This window comes from Ochrobactrum quorumnocens, assembly GCF_002278035.1.
Taxonomy (GTDB): domain Bacteria; phylum Pseudomonadota; class Alphaproteobacteria; order Rhizobiales; family Rhizobiaceae; genus Brucella; species Brucella quorumnocens.
This window is the reverse complement of record NZ_CP022603.1, coordinates 309,121-326,401: the sequence shown is the minus strand read 5'-3', so window position 1 is coordinate 326,401 and position 17,281 is coordinate 309,121. Positions and strand designations below refer to the sequence as shown.

Genomic DNA, 17,281 nt, shown 5'->3' with positions numbered 1-17,281 from the left:
CTCCCTGTATATCCTCTGCCACTGATTTGTCGTCAGTTTTTGCCCGAGTCAAGCGAAAGCTGGCACCCAGGGTTCATGATCGCATCGGGATCAAGAACGTGTTTCAGGCGGGTTAGAAGCGCTTTGCGTACAGGATCAAGACGGTTCTCGAAATCCTCCCGCTTTAGACGACCAATGCCATGTTCCGCGCTAATGCTACCGGCATAGCGATCAAGCACCCCGTTGATGGTTTGCTTGGCAAGTTTGATGTTCTTGTCCTTGCTCGCAATATCCAAATCGCTAGGTGGAATGACGTTGAGGTGCACATTCCCGTCCCCAACATGCCCATAAGAAATAGCCAAACAATCCGGCAGAGCTCCCGCCAGTTCAGCCTCAGCCTCGGCCACAAATGCGGCCAACTTTGAGAGCGGTACAGATATATCTGTGCGCAAATGCTTGCCGCGGAGCGCCTGCCCCTCATTCATCCCTTCGCGAAACTGCCAGAGATTTTGTGCTTGCATGCGTGAAGAAGCTATCGTGCCATCGAGCACAAGACCGCTTTCCAAAGCTTCGCCCAAAAAGGCTTCCATGAGTGCCGCTGTATCGACCAGACCAGAGCCTGATATTTCCATCAATACATAGGCCGGATATTGCCCTAAAGGCGCTACGAGGTCAGGTATTGCCTCTTGTGCGAGGGTAAATGCCATTGGTGGCATAAACTCGAACGCTGACATCAGATCACAACACTGAATGCGCGCACGACGATAAAGCGCAATTGCATCTTCCAGCGAATTGAGCCCAAGCATTGCAGTTTCAATCTTGTCGGGCAAAGGCATCAGCTTTATTGCAACAGCGGTGACAATCCCGAAAATGCCTTCAGCACCGATAAACAGTTGCTTAAGATCAATTCCGCGATTGTCTTTCCGCAAAGTGGAAAGCCCATTAAAGATGGCTCCATCAGGCATTACCACTTCAAGACCCAGCACCAGTTCTCGGGTCATTCCGTAGCGGAGAACGTTGACACCGCCGGCATTGGTACTGACGTTACCGCCAATCCGGCAACTTCCCTGTGCGCCCAATGAAAGCGGAAAGAACATGCCCTGTGCGGCGAGTTGCGTTTTCATTTCAAGGAGAATGCAGCCAGCGTCTACAATCGCCGAAAAATCGTCGGGATCGACTTGCCGGATGCGGTTCATCCGTTCAAGGCTCAGTATAACAACAGCGCTTTGACCATCGGGAACCCCGCCCTGCACCAAACCTGTGTTGCCACCTTGCGGAATAATGCCAAGACCAAGCAAGCGGCACGTTTTGACAGCTTGCGAGACCTCTTCTGTGTTACGCGGCCGCAAAATGGCTACGGCGGCATTCTCCACATCGCCAGGAAAGTCGCGGCAATAACGCGGCATCGCCTCTGGATCGGTCAGCACCATATCCAATCCGAGCGCCTGTTTCAGTGCTGCTTGCCGGTCAGTATTCATATTGAACGATTCTCGCATTTTAAACCTCAAGCCATACGATCATGACCTGTGCCATCATAAATCTCTGATCTATGCGAACATCAGCTGCACGGCATGCTATTTCATTCCAATTCTGGCGCTCGACGCATAAAAGAGTTTTCAACCATTGAATATATAGTTATCAGACAACCCAACAATATAATCTTGGAGGAATTAGATTGTGATGTTTTCAGCGTGGCCAAAAGCGGCCAGCATTTGATTTGAACATCACGCCTTCATTCAGCAAATCCAATCATTCACATCTTGAACTGAACAAACCGGGAGGAATATCCGTGCAAGACAAGCATACTCTGAACTCGTCCGTCATCCTGCCAGAAGACAACGCTTCGGCAGTGCTCATCGGACGTGTATGGTCGAAGGCAGAAAATGGTCCCTGCCCCGTATTGATCGCAAACGGCCGTGTGCATAATCTTTCAAACATTTCTGCAACCGTCTCAGGTTTGCTGGAGCGTAAGGAGTTGGTTGGCGAGTTGAAAGAAGTAAGCCGATTTGCTGATCTCGGCGCGCTTGACGACTATCTTTCCGGCGAAAAGGGTGAATTGCTTGCGCCAATTGATCTGCAGTCGATCAAGGCCGCAGGCGTAACCTTCGCTGACAGCATGCTTGAGCGGGTAATCGAAGAACAGGCCAAGGGCGATCCAAGCCGTGCTCGCGAAGTGCGCGATCGTCTGGCACCGGTGATCGGTGACAGCTTGCGCGGTGTTGCTGCAGGCTCCGAAAAAGCGGCACAAGTCAAAGCATTGCTTCAGGAAATGGGCCTGTGGTCGCAGTATCTGGAAGTTGGCATTGGCCCGGACGCTGAAATTTTCACAAAGTCACAGCCAATGTCTGCAGTCGGCTGTGGCGCGACCGTTGGCATTCTGCCAATTTCTCAGTGGAATAATCCAGAACCGGAAGTTGTTCTGGCTGTCGCTTCTGATGGCCGTATCGTTGGTGCAACGCTCGGAAATGACGTCAATCTGCGCGACGTCGAAGGACGTTCTGCATTGCTGCTTGGCAAAGCCAAGGATAACAACGCATCTTGCGCAATTGGTCCGTTCATCCGACTGTTTGACGGCGACTTCACCATGGACGTCCTGCGCAAGCTCAAGCTTTCGCTGAATGTAAACGGCACCGATGGTTTTGAGATGACCGGCGAAAGCCCGATGGAAGCAATCAGCCGCGACCCCGAAAATCTTGCCGGACAGATGATGAACCGTAATCATCAATATCCAGACGGCGCTGTTCTTTTCCTCGGCACCATGTTTGCGCCGGTCAAAGACCGTCGTGGCGCGGGTCAGGGCTTTACCCATGAAATTGGTGACAAGGTAGACATTTCGACACCAAAGCTTGGGCGTCTGGTCAATTGGGTGGATCGCACCGATAATTGCGCAGAATGGACGTTTGGCATTCGTGCGCTGATCCAGAACTTGCAGAAGCGCAACCTACTCGACAAGATCTAAAGTCAAAGGCCGCATATCATTTTTGATATGCGGCCTTTGATTTAGAGCGCATCCCGAAAAGTGTGAAACGGTTTTCGGACAAAGATGCGCGTTAAAACAGATAATTAGAGCGCCGATCTGATCCAATCAGATCGAAACGCGCTCTAATTCAATGGAATGGCATTTCCGACTTTTGAAGACTGGTAGGCACCAGACATCGCGTCATATTTGGCGCGAATGGCATCAAGTCGCTTTTCAAAGCGGGAACGATCCGGCTCGGGCAGCGAAGCCACCATTTTGGGGATCGAATGGCTGTGCCAGAAGCTATTGTCGCGGTTATAGCCGCCTGGTTCTAGAGTGAAGACTTCTTTGAGTATTTTCAGATCGTGTGGGATCGAAAACGCGTCGCGGGAATCCTCATGACTGAACAGATAATAGAAATTATCAAAGCCGCTCCAGGTAATTGCCGAAAGGCACATGGAGCAAGGCTCGTGCGTTGACAGAAAAACCATACTCTTCGTATCCGGGCGCCCCTGCTCCGGCATTTCATAGAAGCGCTTCAACGTATGCACTTCACCGTGCCAGAGCGGATTCTCGGTCTCGTTGTTGGTTTCAGCAAGTACAAGAGACAAATCAGACTTGCGCAATAATGCTGCCCCGAAAACCTTGTTGCCATCTGCAACGCCCTGCTCCGTCAGGGGAATAATGTCTTGCTCGATGACATCAAAAAGCTTCTCGAGCAATTTCAATTCTTCCGGTGTCATGCCCTTAACTCCCAAATAAGGTAGACTGGAGCATTTCCTGTTTAAGATGAATCGTTGGAAATGCTGTATATCTTTGTTTTTGTGCACATCTCATTTCGAAAACCGGTTCCCACTTTTTGGGGATGTGTTCCAGATAATGCACCAAGAAAAACGCCGGGGTGTTGCCCCGGCGTTTGTTGTTATTCTGGGAAGAATGCGAAGCGGATCACGAACAATGCCGCCACGATCCAAGTCGCCAAGTGCACCTCACGCGCTTTGCCGGTTACAGCCTTCAGGACAACATAGCTGATGAAGCCAAAAGCAAGACCGTTTGCGATCGAGTAGGTGAAAGGAATTGAAAGCGCGGTAAGAGCTGCTGGTGCTGCTTCCGTGATTTCATCCCACTTGATTTCCGACAATTCACGCATCATCAGGCAAGCGACATAAACGAGCGCTGGCGCTGTTGCATAGGCAGGTACGGAACCAGCCAGTGGCGAAATGAAGAGCGCCGCGAGGAACAGCAGAGCAACAACAAGCGCCGTCAGACCTGTACGACCACCGGCCTGAACGCCCGAAGCGCTTTCGACGTAAGCTGTCGTTGAAGACGTGCCCAGCAGCGAGCCACCAAGAATTGCCGTGCTGTCTGCGAACAAAGCCTTACCAAGACGGTTTGGCTTGCCTGGTTCGATCAGGCCGCCACGTTTGGCAACGCCAATCAGCGTGCCCGTCGCATCAAACACTTCAACCAGGACAAAAACCAGAATGACGTGCAGGATACCGGTGTGCAGCGCTCCCATGATGTCGAGCTGCAGGAAGGTTGGCGCAAGACTTGGAGGGGCGGAGAACACGCCGCCAAACTGGGTGATGCCCAGCGATATCGATGCGATGGTGACAACAAGGATACCGATCAGGATCGCACCGCGAACCTTGAGCGCATCAAGAGCTGCGATGATAAAGAAGCCACCGATAGCGAGAAGAGGACCAGATTCACGCAAGTCACCAAGACCTACGAGCGTTGCTGGATTGTCAACGACGACGCCTGCGCTCTTCAACCCAATCAGGGCTAGGAACATGCCGATACCGGCAGCAATCGCGCTACGCAACGAATGCGGAATGCCCTCGACCAGCCAACGCCGGATACCCGTTACCGTCAGGAACAGGAAGATAATGCCGGAAATGAAGACCGCACCGAGTGCTTGTTGCCATGAGAAGCCCATAGCACCGACAACGGTAAAGGCGAAGAAGGCATTGAGGCCCATGCCTGGTGCCATGCCAATTGGCCAGTTGGCCACGAGCGCCATGACAATCGAGCCCAATGCTGCCGCAAGACATGTAGCAACGAAGACTGCGTTGCGATCCATGCCTGTTGTAGACAGAATATCAGGGTTGACGAAGATAATGTAAGACATCGTCAGGAAGGTCGTCACACCAGCGATGACTTCCGTTCTCACCGACGTGCCATGTTCCTGCAATTTGAACAGCTTTTCCAGCATGATCCCTCCAGGGCAAAAGCTCGCTTTCAAAGGCACCAATGATCAGCCGAGGGCAATTGCTTGCGATCAGCTGGATAAGATCGGTGCAATCTATTGCGATTGCCGTATTTGTTAGCCGCAGCCGCATTTTGCGCGAGCGGATTTGTTCCCCATACACCCAACGCGATCAAAAACACAGTTCTGCCGCAAGAATGCCTGTTTATTAACGTGATTTAGTTTGGACTGACTTTCGAAAGCGCGCCAGTCACCTATTCGGGCTTTATTTTTTGAAAGTGCTTCAAAAATGGTAGCTGCCTAAGTTACAGCTACCAAACCTATCTATATGATTAAGCTAATGTTTTCAGAATAATACCTGTGCCATACATGCCAAGGGCAAAAAATGTATGAGCGACGAGATTGAGAATACGGACATTTCCGGCATTTGGCAAACGCGATGCTGCCCAGCCGATTCCCAGGCCTGGTTGCAAAAGAAACCAGCCTGCTGCCACGGTCAGGATACCGAATATCCAGACGGGAAGGAAAATTGGATTCGCAAACCATGCCGCGCCGCCGTAAAGCGCAAATATAATGCCGTAGAGAATGCCAACCGCATAGTGACCGATCCAACCCAAGGCAACTTCATGCGCATAGGGTTTTGAAGCCGCAATATCATCATGAAATATCTGGCCTTTTCGTAAATGCCAGAACCAGCGACCCACAAGGCCCCAATTTGGGCGAGACTGCCCCGGAAATTGCGTAAGAACCAATGCCCAGATGTCCATAATGATCGTCGCGCCTAAGCCGATCAAAGTTCCATTTATGATGAGATTGAGCATGGTGAGGTCCTTGTGCCGTCGGGCAGCCACATAACCGTGTGACCGCCCGACACGCAAGGCATATAATCAGTCAGAGTGAATGTTCGGCAATAAAACAAAATGCAATTATGCTTCACATTAACAGTTAAAATAACTTTCGGTCATGAAAGACTCAATAAATTGGCGGCAATGAAGACAGGTGAGTTAGCAGTAATAACTATTCACAGACCCATCTTCATCGCCAGCCCCCGCATCACATCAATACTCCTTCAGCCACCTTCCACTCAAGTGGCAGATGTCCCAAATAGAATATCGTTTTGTCTCATTGGATGGAATCGCTGTCGGGCGCGAATAAATATGACACCACTTGCAGATAGCAGATATCTTATGAAATTTCCTAGGCGTTCAAAATGAGCGACCGATAGAATAAATTTACAATATACATATAAAAAACAAAAGCGCCGGGACTGGAGTACCGACGCTTTGTTATTTTATTTCAGTTTCACTTTCGGGGCGATTAATTATCAGCCGCGCCATCAGTGATTACTTACCGAAAACTGCGCTCTGGATCTGCGAACGCGAAACGCCGATATCGGCAAGAAGATGGTCGTCCATTGCACCCAGTTCACGCATTGCGCGACGGCGGGAAACGTACTGCTGGAATTTCTGACGAATGTTCATTTCTTTTCTCCTCGTTGGATGCCTGTTAAATAGTCTTTTGCACAAAATTCCACCACGGATATGATTGCAAATGAGGCATGCGTTTTCGATGGAGCTCGCCTTCTTGAAAACGCCGCAATCGCCTACGTCGTAGGGGATTGCGGCCGGTCATTATTTTGAATTTTATAAAATTGCCTTTTGCAAAACCGGCTTTAATCGATTAATCCGGTCAGCGGAGGAGATTATCTCTAGCCCATTGCGGACACCACCATGCTTTACGGTATTTTCCTCGCGTTTGCGTCCTATGCTGCATTCGCTGTAAGCGACGCCTGCGTCAAGTTTCTCGACGGCACGCTATCGCCCTATGAAATCGCCTTTTATGGTGCTGTTCTGGGCTCTCTTGCCATACCCTTTGTCAAGAAACCCGAAGATCAGTGGCTCGATATGTTTCGAACCACAAATATAAAGCTCTGGTTACTTCGTACACTCACCGCTGCAATGGGTGTCATTGGCAGTGTCGTAGCCTTCACGCATCTTTCTATGGCCGAAGCTTTTGCGCTTATCTTCCTGCTCCCGGCATTTGTGACGATACTCTCGGTGATTTTCCTCAAAGAGCAGGTTGGCTGGCGTCGATGGTCAGCGGTCGTGATCGGCTTTATCGGCGTTATGGTTGTTTTGCGTCCGGGCTTTCGTGAATTGTCTATTGGTCATCTGGGTGCACTCGGCGCAGGCTTGGGCGGCGCATTCAGCATCATCATTTTCCGCGCCATGGGCAAAAAGGAAAAGCGCATCTCGCTTTATACGGCCGGGCTTGTCGGACCGATCCTGATCTGTGGCGTGCTTATGATCCCAAGTTATCAGCCCCCGTCTGCCGTTCAGTGGGGCTATCTCGCTGGTTATGGCCTGCTTGCGGCGCTTGCCAACATTCTGCTGATGCTTGCAGCGCATCGTGCACCTGCAAGCGCGATTGCCTCACCACAATATAGCCAGATGCTCTGGGCGATCCTGTTTGGCTATTTCATCTTCCACGACCATATCGACCTTCCGATGCTCATTGGCATCATATTGATCACGATTTCAGGCCTGTTCACGTTTGTACGCGAACGCCAGCGCGGCGTGGAAGGACCAGCAGCCGTTGCCACTTCCGATCCATCGCCTGCCTTGGCTGAAGAAAAATAAGGCGGCACATATCGCACACTCGTGATCTTTCCGATTATTTGAAAGGCCTGAAACGGGTTCCCAGTTTCAGGCGACGTGCTATAACATGCTCGGAATTCCCACCAGCACTCGCGCGTCTTCCAGAAAATTAGTCTGATGTCGAAAGCGTCGAACGCGGGTCTGCGCGGAAGAACGAGATTTAAAAGGACGAATACAATGACCGAGACGCGAGCAATGTGGACCTATTACAAGGGTGAATGGCGTGAAGGCGATGTGCGCATACTTGGTGCCGCATCGCATGCAACCTGGCTCGGGTCGCTCGTTTTCGATGGTGCGCGTCTGTTTGAAGGCGTCACACCGGATCTTGATCTTCATGCCGCCCGCGCAAATGATTCAACACGTGCGCTTGGACTCGCCCCCACTCTGAGCGGCAATGACATTGAAGCGCTGGCCCGCGAAGGCCTGAAGAAGTTTGCGCCCGACACAGACGTCTATATCCGCCCCATGTATTGGGCAGAGGACGGAGACGCCAGCACGGTTGCTGCTGCTCCTGAATCGACCGACTTTGCCCTTTGTCTCGAAGCCATTCCCATGGTCGAGCCAAAAGGCTTTACCGTTACGACAACATCGTTCCGTCGTCCTTATCTCGAAGTGATGCCGGTCAATGCCAAGGCTGCATGCCTTTATCCGAATAACGCCCGCATGCTGCGAGAAGCCAAGGCCAAGGGCTTCCACAATGCGCTTGTGACCGACGTGCTCGGCAATGTTGCAGAAACTGCGACGTCAAATGTGTTCATGGTTCGTGGCGGCGAAGTTTTCACGCCGGTTCCCAATGGCACCTTCCTCAACGGCATTACGCGTCAACGCGTGATTGGACTTCTGCGTGAAGCGGGCGTCAACGTTCACGAAACGACACTTAAGGTTCAGGACTTCCGCGAAGCAGATGAAATTTTTTCGACCGGCAATATGAGCAAGGTTGTGCCAATCATCGGCTTTGATGAACGCAAACTGGAGTATGGTGCTGTTACCAAGCGCGCGCGTTCGCTCTATTGGGAATGGGCACATAGCTGATAGAAGCGCTGATAAGCCATTATTTTACTTGCATCACGGTAACTGTCTGAATGCTTGAACATACCCCGTTGTTTATGACAGTTGCCGTTATTGCGGCTTTTCTGGTTGGGCTGTCGAAAGGCGGCTTGCCGTCAGTCGGAACGCTTTCGGTTCCACTGATGGCGTTGGTTATATCGCCGGTCACAGCCGCCGCTCTTCTGCTGCCAATCTATGTTGTCAGCGACATGTTCGGCCTATATCTCTACCGCCATCATTTTTCAGCGCGAAATCTGGCGATCCTTACTCCTGCCGCTATTGTCGGCATCGGGCTTGGTTGGTTGTTCAGCTCACATCTTTCAAGCACGTTCATTGGGATGCTTGTGGGACTTGTTGGCCTCTTTTTCTGCTTCAATGTCTGGGTGGGCGCCAGATATCGCCGTCAGGCGCGCAAGGCGGATATTCCCGGCGGAACGTTCTGGGGCATTCTGACTGGTCTTACGAGCTTTGTTTCGCATTCGGGCGCTCCGCCCTTCCAGATGTATGTGTTGCCACAGCATCTTGAAAAGCTTGTCTTTGCCGGCACTTCGACCATCCTTTTTGCGATCGTCAACGCGGTTAAACTGATCCCCTATTGGCAATTGCAGCAGTTTTCCAATCTCGACTGGTCGCTCGGTCTTTGGCTTTTGCCTGCCGCAATTATTGGAACATTTGTCGGCGCAAAGCTCACCCGCATCATGCCAGACGGTCCGTTTTTCCTGTTGGTTCAGCTGACGCTTTTCGGACTTTCAATCAAGCTGATTGCTGATTGGATTCTACCCTTCTTCGCGGCTTAAGAAGACCTTGCCAGCAGCATTCCCATAAGCCACTCTCCCGGTGAGGGAGGACGCGGGTATGAAAAATGCGGATGCAATTATCATTGGCTCAGGTCTGGCGGGGCTTGTAGCTGCTCAAGAGCTCACGAGCGCCGGGCGGAAAGTCATCCTTCTTGAACAGGAAGGCGAAAATTCAGTCGGCGGACAAGCGTTCTGGTCGCTTGGTGGGCTGTTTATGGTCGACAGTCCCGAGCAACGACGTCTCGGCATAAAGGATAGCCTTGATCTGGCTCGACAAGACTGGCTTGGATCAGCGCAATTTGATCGCCCGGAAGATTATTGGCCCAAACAATGTGCTGAAGCCTATTTGCAGTTTGCAGCCGGTGAGATGCGATCTTGGCTGCACAGTCTCGGTATGCGCTGGTTTCCCGTTGTTGGCTGGGCAGAACGCGGAGGTGCTCAAGCACACGGTCACGGAAATTCCGTTCCGCGTTTTCATGTGACATGGGGCACTGGCCCCGGTGTGGTCGCTCCCTTTGAACGTCTGATGCGGGAGGCTATTTCAAATGGCTTGCTCACACTGAAATGCCGCCACCGTGTCAATGAAATTGTCATGACCAACGGACAGGCAAGTGGAGTTCGCGGGGATATTCTTGTGCCTTCCACAATCGCACGCGGACAATCGTCATCACGTGACACCGCCGGTCAATTTGAACTGTCAGCCAGTTGCGTGATCGTAACATCGGGCGGTATCGGCGGCGATCCAGAACGTGTCCGTAAGGCATGGCCGCGCGACAGGCTCGGCAACCCACCCGAAAATATGGTGCTAGGTGTGCCTGCGCATGTGGATGGCCGCGGCATCGACATAGCCGTAGCTGCAGGTGGACACGTTATTAATGGCGACCGTATGTGGCACTATACAGAAGGTATTCGCAACTGGCGCTCCATCTGGCCCAATCATGGCATCCGTATTCTGCCGGGACCGTCATCGATGTGGTTCGATGCGGAGGGCAACCGCCTGCCCTCACCCTATCTGCCTGGTTTCGATACCCTCGGCACGCTTAAGCATATTCTGGCAACGGGTTATGATTATTCATGGTTTATTCTCACTGAGAAGATCATTCGCAAGGAGTTTTCTCTCTCGGGCTCCGAGCAAAACCCGGACCTCACCGGCAAAGACTGGAAGCTTCTGATCAAAAGCCGCCTTGGCAAATCGCCGCCACCTCCTGTTAAGGCATTCATCGATCATGGCGAGGATTTCATTACTGCAACCAGTATTGAACAACTTGTCGTCAAGATGAACCGGCTAACCGGAGAAAAGCTGCTGAACCTCGCTCATATCCGCAACCAGATCGAAGCGCGTGATCGCGAAGTTACCAATCGTTATTCCAAGGACGCACAGATCACAGCCATCCACAATGCACGTGCTTATATTGGCGACCGGCTGACACGCGCGGTTCCGCTTCACGCGTTGCTTGATCCGAATAACGGTCCGTTGATTGCCGTCAAACTGCATATCCTGACCCGGAAAACCCTCGGTGGACTGCATACAGATCTAAATTCTGCTGTTCTCAACGAGAAAGGCGAGCCTGTTCCGGGCCTTTATGCAGCTGGAGAAGCAGCAGGCTTTGGTGGTGGTGGCTATCACGGGTATAATGCGTTGGAAGGGACTTTCCTCGGAGGCTGCATATTCTCTGGCCGAGCTGCAGGAAGAGGTGCAGCACGTGCGCTTTAGAGAAATGCGGAACCACACCTATCGTCCCGCGTTCGGTAAGTAGTGAATGACGTCAACGGAGGCACATCATGGTTGAGCTGGTCAATAATATCGAGAATATCGAATTCATTATCTCCAAAGCGCGTGAATATGACGTTCAGGTGCCCGCAGTTGATGAAAATTCCGGCTCAAATGCCTCCGATGACGGCGATATTGATATCCTTGATGCCTCCATCGACAATCCCACGCGTAAGGAATTGGCGGCAGCCATTCGTTCTCTCAATGAAGACGAAAGAGTAGAGTTATTGGCCTTGGTATGGGTCGGGCGCGGCGACTTCAGTGCTGAGGAATGGGAAGAGGCTCTCTCAACCGCAAGTGATCGCCACAATGGACGCGAGGCAAAGTATCTGCTCGGTATCCCCCTCCTAGGTGATTACATTGAAGAGGGACTGGAAACGCTGGGCATCGAGTTTGAAGCTTACGATAATGAATAAGAAAAATTGATACATCCATCGAACCTTCTGTTTTGACGCAGCCTCTTATGGCGGCTAGTCTCCGCGCAAATCAGGGAAACGCGTGGAATATCGCCTCTCAAAGACAACATTCCCATCAAAGACAGCATTCAAGGAGGACTTCATCATGCTTCAGAAAAATCTGGATCAAAAAACGGATTTCTATATCGACGGCGCGTGGCGCTCCCCACTTGAAGCAAAATCGATTGAGGTCATCAACCCGGCGACCGAAAAGCCTTATGCAGTAATTTCTGCAGGTTCAGCCGCTGATATTGATCTCGCAGTTGCAGCCGCTCGCAAAGCGTTTCCATCATGGAGCGAAACGCCCGCTGAAGAACGTATCGGCTATATTCGCCGTATTGTTGAAATTTATGAACGCCGTCTTGAAGAAATGGCTCAGGCAATTTCCAAGGAAATGGGCGCGCCAATCAAGCTCGCACGTGAATCTCAGGCTGCTGCCGGGCTGTCGCATACCAAGGCGTTCATCGCAGCTTTTGAGAATTTCGAGTTTGAAGAAATTCTTTCACAAAAGCATTCCAATCAGGCCATCGTGCGTGAACCGATTGGCGTCTGCGGTCTGATTACGCCATGGAATTGGCCGATGAACCAGATCGCACTCAAGGTCATTCCCGCAATTGCAGTGGGCTGCACGGTTATCCTCAAGCCGTCCGAAATCGCACCGATGTCAGCCATGCTGTTTGCTGAATTTGTTGATGAGGCAGGTCTGCCAAAAGGCGTGTTCAATCTTGTCAATGGCGAGGGCCCGGTTGTCGGTGAAGCGATGTCGCAGCATCCCGATATCGACATGATGTCATTTACTGGTTCAACCCGCGCAGGCACCGCTGTTTCTCGCGCGGCTGCAGCAACCGTCAAGCGCGTGTCGCTTGAACTCGGCGGCAAATCGCCAAACATTGTGTTCGCTGATAGCGACCTTGAAAAGGCCATCGAGCGCGGTGTGAACCATTGCTTTGAGAATACCGGCCAGTCGTGCAATGCCCCAACACGTATGCTGGTTGAACGTTCGGTTTACGATAAGGCGGTCGAGTTCGCCAAAAAAGCAGCCGCGAAAACCACTGTTGATGATCCGGCCAAGGACGGCGAACATATCGGTCCTCTTTCCTCTTCGATCCAGTTTGAAAAGGTTCAGGCGTTGATTCAGAAGGGTATTGATGAAGGTGCGCGTCTGATTGTTGGCGGCACAGGACGTCCCGATGGTATTTCGGAAGGTGACTTCGTCAAACCGACAATCTTTGCTGATGTGAACAATGATATGACAATCGCCCGTGAGGAAATCTTTGGCCCTGTGCTGGCGATGATCCCTTTCGATACAGAAGAAGAAGCAATCGCCGTTGCCAACGACACACCTTATGGGCTTGCGGCCTATATCCAAACCGGCAATCCAGAGCGGGCCAAACGTGTTGCGCGCAAGCTCCGTGCAGGCATGATCCAGATCAACGGAACGTCGCGTGCACCCGGAAGCCCGTTTGGCGGATACAAGCAGTCCGGCAATGGTCGTGAAGGCGGCAAATGGGGTCTCGAAGACTTCATGGAAGTCAAGCTCATCAGCGGCTGATAAACCTCCTCAGAGCAAACAAAAAGCGCCGGTTATCCGGCGCTTTTTTATCTGGGATTTCTGCCAGCTACCATAAGCGGCACAACAGGCACATGATACCCTGGTACCCCCGAACCTGTTCCTTGACGGAACCATCAAGGAATGGGTTTAATTAGTAAGAGGAGCCCAGCTTCAAGCTGGCGAATTCCGGGGAATCCAGCAGATCCTGATGATGGGCGCGTGCCACATCTGGATGTGAGCGCAGACGGCTCTTAAGATTGTTCTGGCCTACTTCGCGGAAGAGCGTATTGAGCGGATCGACTGTTACGCCGCGTTCCTTCGTCTTCAGTTCTTCCGGCAAATCGATAACAGGGATCGTCGCGTCATAGCGAGCGCCTAGGAAGAAGGCGACTGAGAAGCGCTCAGTTCCAGCAGGTGGTGCGACAACGCCATGAACATCCGCTTTCACGAAGCCGTTGGTTGCCAGTTCAAGCAACTCACCAGTGTTGATAACAAACGTACCCGGCACCGGCGGTGCATCAATCCAGACACCGTCTTCACGCTGCACGCGCAGACCCGGTACAACGTCTTGAAGCAGCACAGTCACGAAGCCGCCGTCCTTATGTGCACCAACGCCCTGCTCGCTTTCAGCGACGTCACGACCCGGATAGCGAATAATTTTCAGAAGCTGGGACGGGTGAGGCTCATAAATCTGCGCGAAGAAATCTTCGCTCTGACCAAGCGCCTGCGCAATGGCTTTCAGAACATCTATACCAACGCGTGTGACTTCCGCTTGATAGGCAAGCAATAGTGGCTTCAATTCAGGCAGTGCTTCTGGCCACTGATTAGGACCAATCAAACGCTTCCATGCCGGGCTGTCAGGACCCAATTCGGTGGGTTCTGCTTCGGTGTTGATATCGAGTTGCTCACGCCAATCCTGCTCGCCACGGGTGCGTTCAAGACCGGCACGGTTATAGCCGCGGAAATGCGATGTGTTGATCATTTCGATCTTGAGCTTTTCTTCCGTGGGCAAGGCGAAGAAGCGCTTGGCCGTAGCCACAACATCAGAGATCAGTTTAGGGGCAACACCATGGCCTGTCAGGTAGAAAAAGCCATGATCGTGAAGCGTGCGGCGAAGTTCATCAATGAAGCTTTTCCTTTCTTCAGGTGAACCATTGTAACGAGAGATATCAAGCAGCGGCAGGTTGATCGGATGTGAGTGTGCGGTCATTTTATGTCTCCTCTAAATTTCAGCGTGAGCGGCGGCTGCGCGCTATGCGATGATTGACGACCCGGGCGGCATAATCGCCCGTAACTTGAATGGACTGAACGATGGCAACAAGAATGATCACAACGGCGATCATCACTTCTGGCATAAAACGCTGGTAACCAAAGCGGATACCAAGATCGCCAAGACCGCCACCGCCAACTGTTCCCGCCATTGCTGAATAACCGACAAGGCTCACCAGCGTGACAGTCTGGCCTGCGATAATTCCAGGTAAAGCCTCGGGCAGAAGAACCTTGAATATGATCTGTAACGGCGTTGCACCCATACTTTCAGCAGCTTCTATAAGACTTTGATCTACCTCACGCATTGCGGTCTCAGCAAGGCGCGCATAGAGCGGAATGATTGCAACTGTCAGTGGCACGATTGCCGCGTAAGTGCCGACCGTCGTGCCTGCCACAAGACGGGTAAACGGAATGATTGCCACCATCAGAATGATGAAAGGCGTGGACCGCACCAAATTGACGATAGTGCCCGCAATGCGGTTGAAAACTGGTCGCTCAAGGAACTGTCCTGGAGCGGTCACAACCAACGCGATGCCGAGCGGCAAGCCGATCAGGGTCGAGAGAATTGCGGAAGCAGCCACCATCATGATCGTCTGCTTGAGTGACTCCAGCAGCAGGTTGACAAGCGCAGGTGAAAGCAGATCAGACAACATGGCCGAGCACCTCTCCATGCAGATCGAGCGAAGTAAGATATGCGAGGACGTCAGCAAGATCAGGCTCGCCGTTTTCAGCGATCAGCGTCATGATTCCGAGCGGCTTTCCGCCGATATAATCGATGCGCCCATGCAAGATATTTGGTTTGATACCAAAGCGCTGAACAAGTGTTGCCACCACCGGTGAATGGGCAGCCTCCCCCGAAAAGATAATCCGCAATACAGGGTTCGATCCGGGAACTGCTTCTGGCATCAGTTTTTGCGCAACTTCAGGCGGCAGATCATGCGCTACGATGCTCGAGAGAAACGACCGTGCGATGGTCGATTTTGGAAAAGCGAAAACATCAAATGTCGGGCCGCTCTCAACCACGCGTCCCCCCTCGAGTACTGTCACATGATCCGCAATCTGGCGCACCACATCCATCTCGTGGGTTATCAAAACGATGCTCAGGCCAAGACGACGATTGATATCCTTGAGAAGTCCCAAAATTTGTTCGGTTGTTTCAGGGTCAAGCGCAGACGTAGCCTCGTCTGATAAAAGGACACTTGGCTCCAACGCCAAAGCACGTGCAATGCCCACACGCTGTTTCTGCCCGCCAGACAACTCGGACGGATAAGCATCGGCCTTTCCATCCAGCCCTACCAGATCAAGCAGTTCAGAAACGCGCTTGCGGATGCTTTCGCGCGGGACTCCAGCCAATTCCATAGGGAGAGCTATATTAGCTGCAGCACTTCGAGAGGAAAGAAGGCTAAAGTGTTGGAATATCATGGATATATCGCGACGAGCCTGTCGCAGTTCACGACTGTCCAGTTGGCTCACCTGACGTCCAGCGACGAAAACATCACCTCTTGTTGGCTGCACAAGACCATTAAGGCATCGTACCAGCGTGCTTTTACCAGCGCCTGAACGACCAATGATACCGTGTATAGATCCTTTGCCGACCTGCAACGAAACGTCGTCTAAAACCGCGCCAGCTTTCGGATCATAGGTCTTGGTCAGTGACTTAACCTCAATGATCGGCGGTACGGAGCCGACCTGGCTCCGTGCTGTTTTAGCTATGCGAACCGAAAGGTTCATCTCACCATCCCGCAATGATATTGCCTTCGAACTTCTGTTCGATAAAGGCTTTGACTTCTGGCGACTTGTAGGATTCGATCAAGGTCTTGACCCATGGCGCATCCTTGTTCTTTTCCGCAACGGCGATGAGGCAGAAATAGTCGGACAGTTGGTCTTCAATCAGGATTGCGTCGCGGCTTGGAACTAGACCGGCGCTCAGCGCGAAGTGAGATGTGATTACCGAAAAATCGACATCTTCCAATGAACGAGCAAGCTGGGCGGTTTCCATTGGAATGATTTTTACTTTCTTCGGGTTCTCAACAATGTCGAGCTCTGTGGCATTGAATGCCACGCCGGGTGTAAGCTTGAGAACACCGCTCTTTTCAAGCAGTTTCAGCGCGCGCCCAGCATTGCTTGGATCATTAGGGATTGTGATCTGTGCACCTTCCGGCAGATCTTCGAGCGTCTTGAACTTATGCGAATAACCCGCCATCGGCAGCAAAACGGTGTTGCCGCCAACCGCTACGAGATTAAGTCCGCGATCCTTGTTTTGCTGATTAAGATAAGGCGTATGCTGAAAGCCGTTGGCATCCAGATCGCCATCATTCGTAGCCGGATCGATCATCGCGCCATCGGAAAACTCAACAATTTCGATCTGAAGCCCCTTGGCTTTCGCGATCGGCGTCAGAGCTTCGGCAATCTGGGCATGCGGACCGGACGTGACACCGAGGCGTATTTTTTCGGCCAACGCAGGCGATGCTGCCAGCATAGAAAGCAAGACCGCTGATAGAGCGCCACGAATGAAAGGGGTATATTTCATGCAAATGTTCCTCGAAATGATTTTTTGGCCGTTTCTTAAGCGGTTGTTTTTACGCA

General features: G+C 51.9%; 16 protein-coding genes. 7 read left to right on the top strand and 9 right to left on the bottom strand.

Annotated elements, in window-relative coordinates; all coding sequences use genetic code 11:
* Positions 1 to 32: 32 nt before the first annotated feature.
* Positions 33 to 1,475 (bottom strand): FAD-binding oxidoreductase, encoded by a 1,443-nt coding sequence (locus CES85_RS01660; RefSeq protein WP_095444343.1) that lies wholly within the window; start codon positions 1,473 to 1,475, stop codon positions 33 to 35.
* A gap of 293 nt (positions 1,476 to 1,768) precedes the next feature.
* On the opposite strand from CES85_RS01660, the gene CES85_RS01655 reads away from it, so the two are divergent.
* On the top strand, positions 1,769 to 2,938 hold the full coding sequence (locus CES85_RS01655; RefSeq protein WP_095444342.1) for a fumarylacetoacetate hydrolase family protein: 1,170 nt from the start codon (positions 1,769 to 1,771) through the stop codon (positions 2,936 to 2,938).
* A 143-nt stretch (positions 2,939 to 3,081) separates the two neighbouring features.
* Here the strand turns inward: CES85_RS01655 and CES85_RS01650 are convergent, their stop codons facing one another.
* The 4 genes from CES85_RS01650 to CES85_RS01635 all read right to left on the bottom strand — a co-directional run bounded on the left by CES85_RS01650 (position 3,082) and on the right by CES85_RS01635 (position 6,628).
* Complete coding sequence (locus CES85_RS01650; RefSeq protein WP_095444341.1) at positions 3,082 to 3,681, bottom strand: deaminase; 600 nt, start codon at positions 3,679 to 3,681, stop codon at positions 3,082 to 3,084.
* 179 nt (positions 3,682 to 3,860) lie between these two features.
* Positions 3,861 to 5,153, bottom strand: a complete 1,293-nt coding sequence (locus CES85_RS01645) for an NCS2 family permease (RefSeq protein WP_095444340.1) — start codon at positions 5,151 to 5,153, stop codon at positions 3,861 to 3,863.
* Positions 5,154 to 5,479: 326 nt separating this feature from the next.
* Positions 5,480 to 5,968, bottom strand: a complete 489-nt coding sequence (locus CES85_RS01640) for a DUF2938 domain-containing protein (RefSeq protein WP_095444339.1) — start codon at positions 5,966 to 5,968, stop codon at positions 5,480 to 5,482.
* Positions 5,969 to 6,490: 522 nt separating this feature from the next.
* Entirely contained in the window at positions 6,491 to 6,628 is a 138-nt protein-coding gene (locus CES85_RS01635; RefSeq protein WP_084486677.1) for a DUF1127 domain-containing protein, read from the bottom strand.
* 249 nt (positions 6,629 to 6,877) lie between these two features.
* Between CES85_RS01635 and CES85_RS01630 the strand changes: the two genes are divergently transcribed.
* The 6 genes from CES85_RS01630 to CES85_RS01605 all read left to right on the top strand — a co-directional run bounded on the left by CES85_RS01630 (position 6,878) and on the right by CES85_RS01605 (position 13,426).
* The gene (locus CES85_RS01630) at positions 6,878 to 7,786 is read left to right on the top strand and encodes a DMT family transporter (RefSeq protein ID WP_095444338.1); all 909 of its coding nucleotides are present in this window, start codon (positions 6,878 to 6,880) and stop codon (positions 7,784 to 7,786) included.
* A 195-nt stretch (positions 7,787 to 7,981) separates the two neighbouring features.
* Positions 7,982 to 8,836 (top strand): branched-chain amino acid aminotransferase, encoded by an 855-nt coding sequence (locus tag CES85_RS01625; RefSeq protein WP_095444337.1) that lies wholly within the window; start codon positions 7,982 to 7,984, stop codon positions 8,834 to 8,836.
* 50 nt (positions 8,837 to 8,886) lie between these two features.
* Complete coding sequence (locus CES85_RS01620; protein WP_095444336.1) at positions 8,887 to 9,648, top strand: sulfite exporter TauE/SafE family protein; 762 nt, start codon at positions 8,887 to 8,889, stop codon at positions 9,646 to 9,648.
* Positions 9,649 to 9,706: 58 nt separating this feature from the next.
* On the top strand, positions 9,707 to 11,362 hold the full coding sequence (locus CES85_RS01615; protein WP_095444335.1) for an FAD-binding dehydrogenase: 1,656 nt from the start codon (positions 9,707 to 9,709) through the stop codon (positions 11,360 to 11,362).
* Between the two features lie 68 nt (positions 11,363 to 11,430).
* Positions 11,431 to 11,835 carry a DUF3775 domain-containing protein gene (locus tag CES85_RS01610; RefSeq protein WP_095444334.1) on the top strand — a complete coding sequence of 135 codons (405 nt, stop codon included), beginning with the start codon at positions 11,431 to 11,433 and terminating at the stop codon, positions 11,833 to 11,835.
* Between the two features lie 145 nt (positions 11,836 to 11,980).
* Positions 11,981 to 13,426: an aldehyde dehydrogenase family protein gene (locus CES85_RS01605; protein WP_095445651.1), complete on the top strand. Its 1,446-nt coding sequence runs from the start codon at positions 11,981 to 11,983 to the stop codon at positions 13,424 to 13,426.
* Positions 13,427 to 13,577: 151 nt separating this feature from the next.
* Here CES85_RS01605 and CES85_RS01600 read toward each other — a convergent pair whose 3' ends face one another.
* The 4 genes from CES85_RS01600 to CES85_RS01585 are packed head-to-tail and all read right to left on the bottom strand — an operon-like array spanning position 13,578 to position 17,225.
* Positions 13,578 to 14,636: an isopenicillin N synthase family dioxygenase gene (locus CES85_RS01600; RefSeq protein WP_095444333.1), complete on the bottom strand. Its 1,059-nt coding sequence runs from the start codon at positions 14,634 to 14,636 to the stop codon at positions 13,578 to 13,580.
* A gap of 19 nt (positions 14,637 to 14,655) precedes the next feature.
* Positions 14,656 to 15,348 (bottom strand): methionine ABC transporter permease, encoded by a 693-nt coding sequence (locus tag CES85_RS01595; RefSeq protein ID WP_095444332.1) that lies wholly within the window; start codon positions 15,346 to 15,348, stop codon positions 14,656 to 14,658.
* Positions 15,338 to 16,426, bottom strand: a complete 1,089-nt coding sequence (locus tag CES85_RS01590) for a methionine ABC transporter ATP-binding protein (protein WP_095444331.1) — start codon at positions 16,424 to 16,426, stop codon at positions 15,338 to 15,340. The genes CES85_RS01595 and CES85_RS01590 overlap by 11 nt, the downstream gene beginning before the upstream one ends.
* Before the next feature lies 1 nt (position 16,427).
* Positions 16,428 to 17,225, bottom strand: a complete 798-nt coding sequence (locus CES85_RS01585) for a MetQ/NlpA family ABC transporter substrate-binding protein (RefSeq protein ID WP_095444330.1) — start codon at positions 17,223 to 17,225, stop codon at positions 16,428 to 16,430.
* Between the last annotated feature and the right edge of the window lie 56 nt (positions 17,226 to 17,281).

What these genes read in the sequence shown, in the direction of transcription:
- CES85_RS01660 (WP_095444343.1), bottom strand. Translation starts at nt 1,475, where the DNA reads ATGCGAGAATCGTTCAATATGAATACTGACCGGCAAGCAGCACTGAAA.
- CES85_RS01650 (WP_095444341.1), bottom strand. Translation starts at nt 3,681, where the DNA reads ATGACACCGGAAGAATTGAAATTGCTCGAGAAGCTTTTTGATGTCATC.
- CES85_RS01645 (WP_095444340.1), bottom strand. Translation starts at nt 5,153, where the DNA reads ATGCTGGAAAAGCTGTTCAAATTGCAGGAACATGGCACGTCGGTGAGA.
- CES85_RS01640 (WP_095444339.1), bottom strand. Translation starts at nt 5,968, where the DNA reads ATGCTCAATCTCATCATAAATGGAACTTTGATCGGCTTAGGCGCGACG.
- CES85_RS01635 (WP_084486677.1), bottom strand. Translation starts at nt 6,628, where the DNA reads ATGAACATTCGTCAGAAATTCCAGCAGTACGTTTCCCGCCGTCGCGCA.
- CES85_RS01630 (WP_095444338.1), top strand. Translation starts at nt 6,878, where the DNA reads ATGCTTTACGGTATTTTCCTCGCGTTTGCGTCCTATGCTGCATTCGCT.
- CES85_RS01625 (WP_095444337.1), top strand. Translation starts at nt 7,982, where the DNA reads ATGACCGAGACGCGAGCAATGTGGACCTATTACAAGGGTGAATGGCGT.
- CES85_RS01620 (WP_095444336.1), top strand. Translation starts at nt 8,887, where the DNA reads ATGCTTGAACATACCCCGTTGTTTATGACAGTTGCCGTTATTGCGGCT.
- CES85_RS01615 (WP_095444335.1), top strand. Translation starts at nt 9,707, where the DNA reads ATGAAAAATGCGGATGCAATTATCATTGGCTCAGGTCTGGCGGGGCTT.
- CES85_RS01610 (WP_095444334.1), top strand. Translation starts at nt 11,431, where the DNA reads ATGGTTGAGCTGGTCAATAATATCGAGAATATCGAATTCATTATCTCC.
- CES85_RS01605 (WP_095445651.1), top strand. Translation starts at nt 11,981, where the DNA reads ATGCTTCAGAAAAATCTGGATCAAAAAACGGATTTCTATATCGACGGC.
- CES85_RS01600 (WP_095444333.1), bottom strand. Translation starts at nt 14,636, where the DNA reads ATGACCGCACACTCACATCCGATCAACCTGCCGCTGCTTGATATCTCT.
- CES85_RS01595 (WP_095444332.1), bottom strand. Translation starts at nt 15,348, where the DNA reads ATGTTGTCTGATCTGCTTTCACCTGCGCTTGTCAACCTGCTGCTGGAG.
- CES85_RS01590 (WP_095444331.1), bottom strand. Translation starts at nt 16,426, where the DNA reads ATGAACCTTTCGGTTCGCATAGCTAAAACAGCACGGAGCCAGGTCGGC.
- CES85_RS01585 (WP_095444330.1), bottom strand. Translation starts at nt 17,225, where the DNA reads ATGAAATATACCCCTTTCATTCGTGGCGCTCTATCAGCGGTCTTGCTT.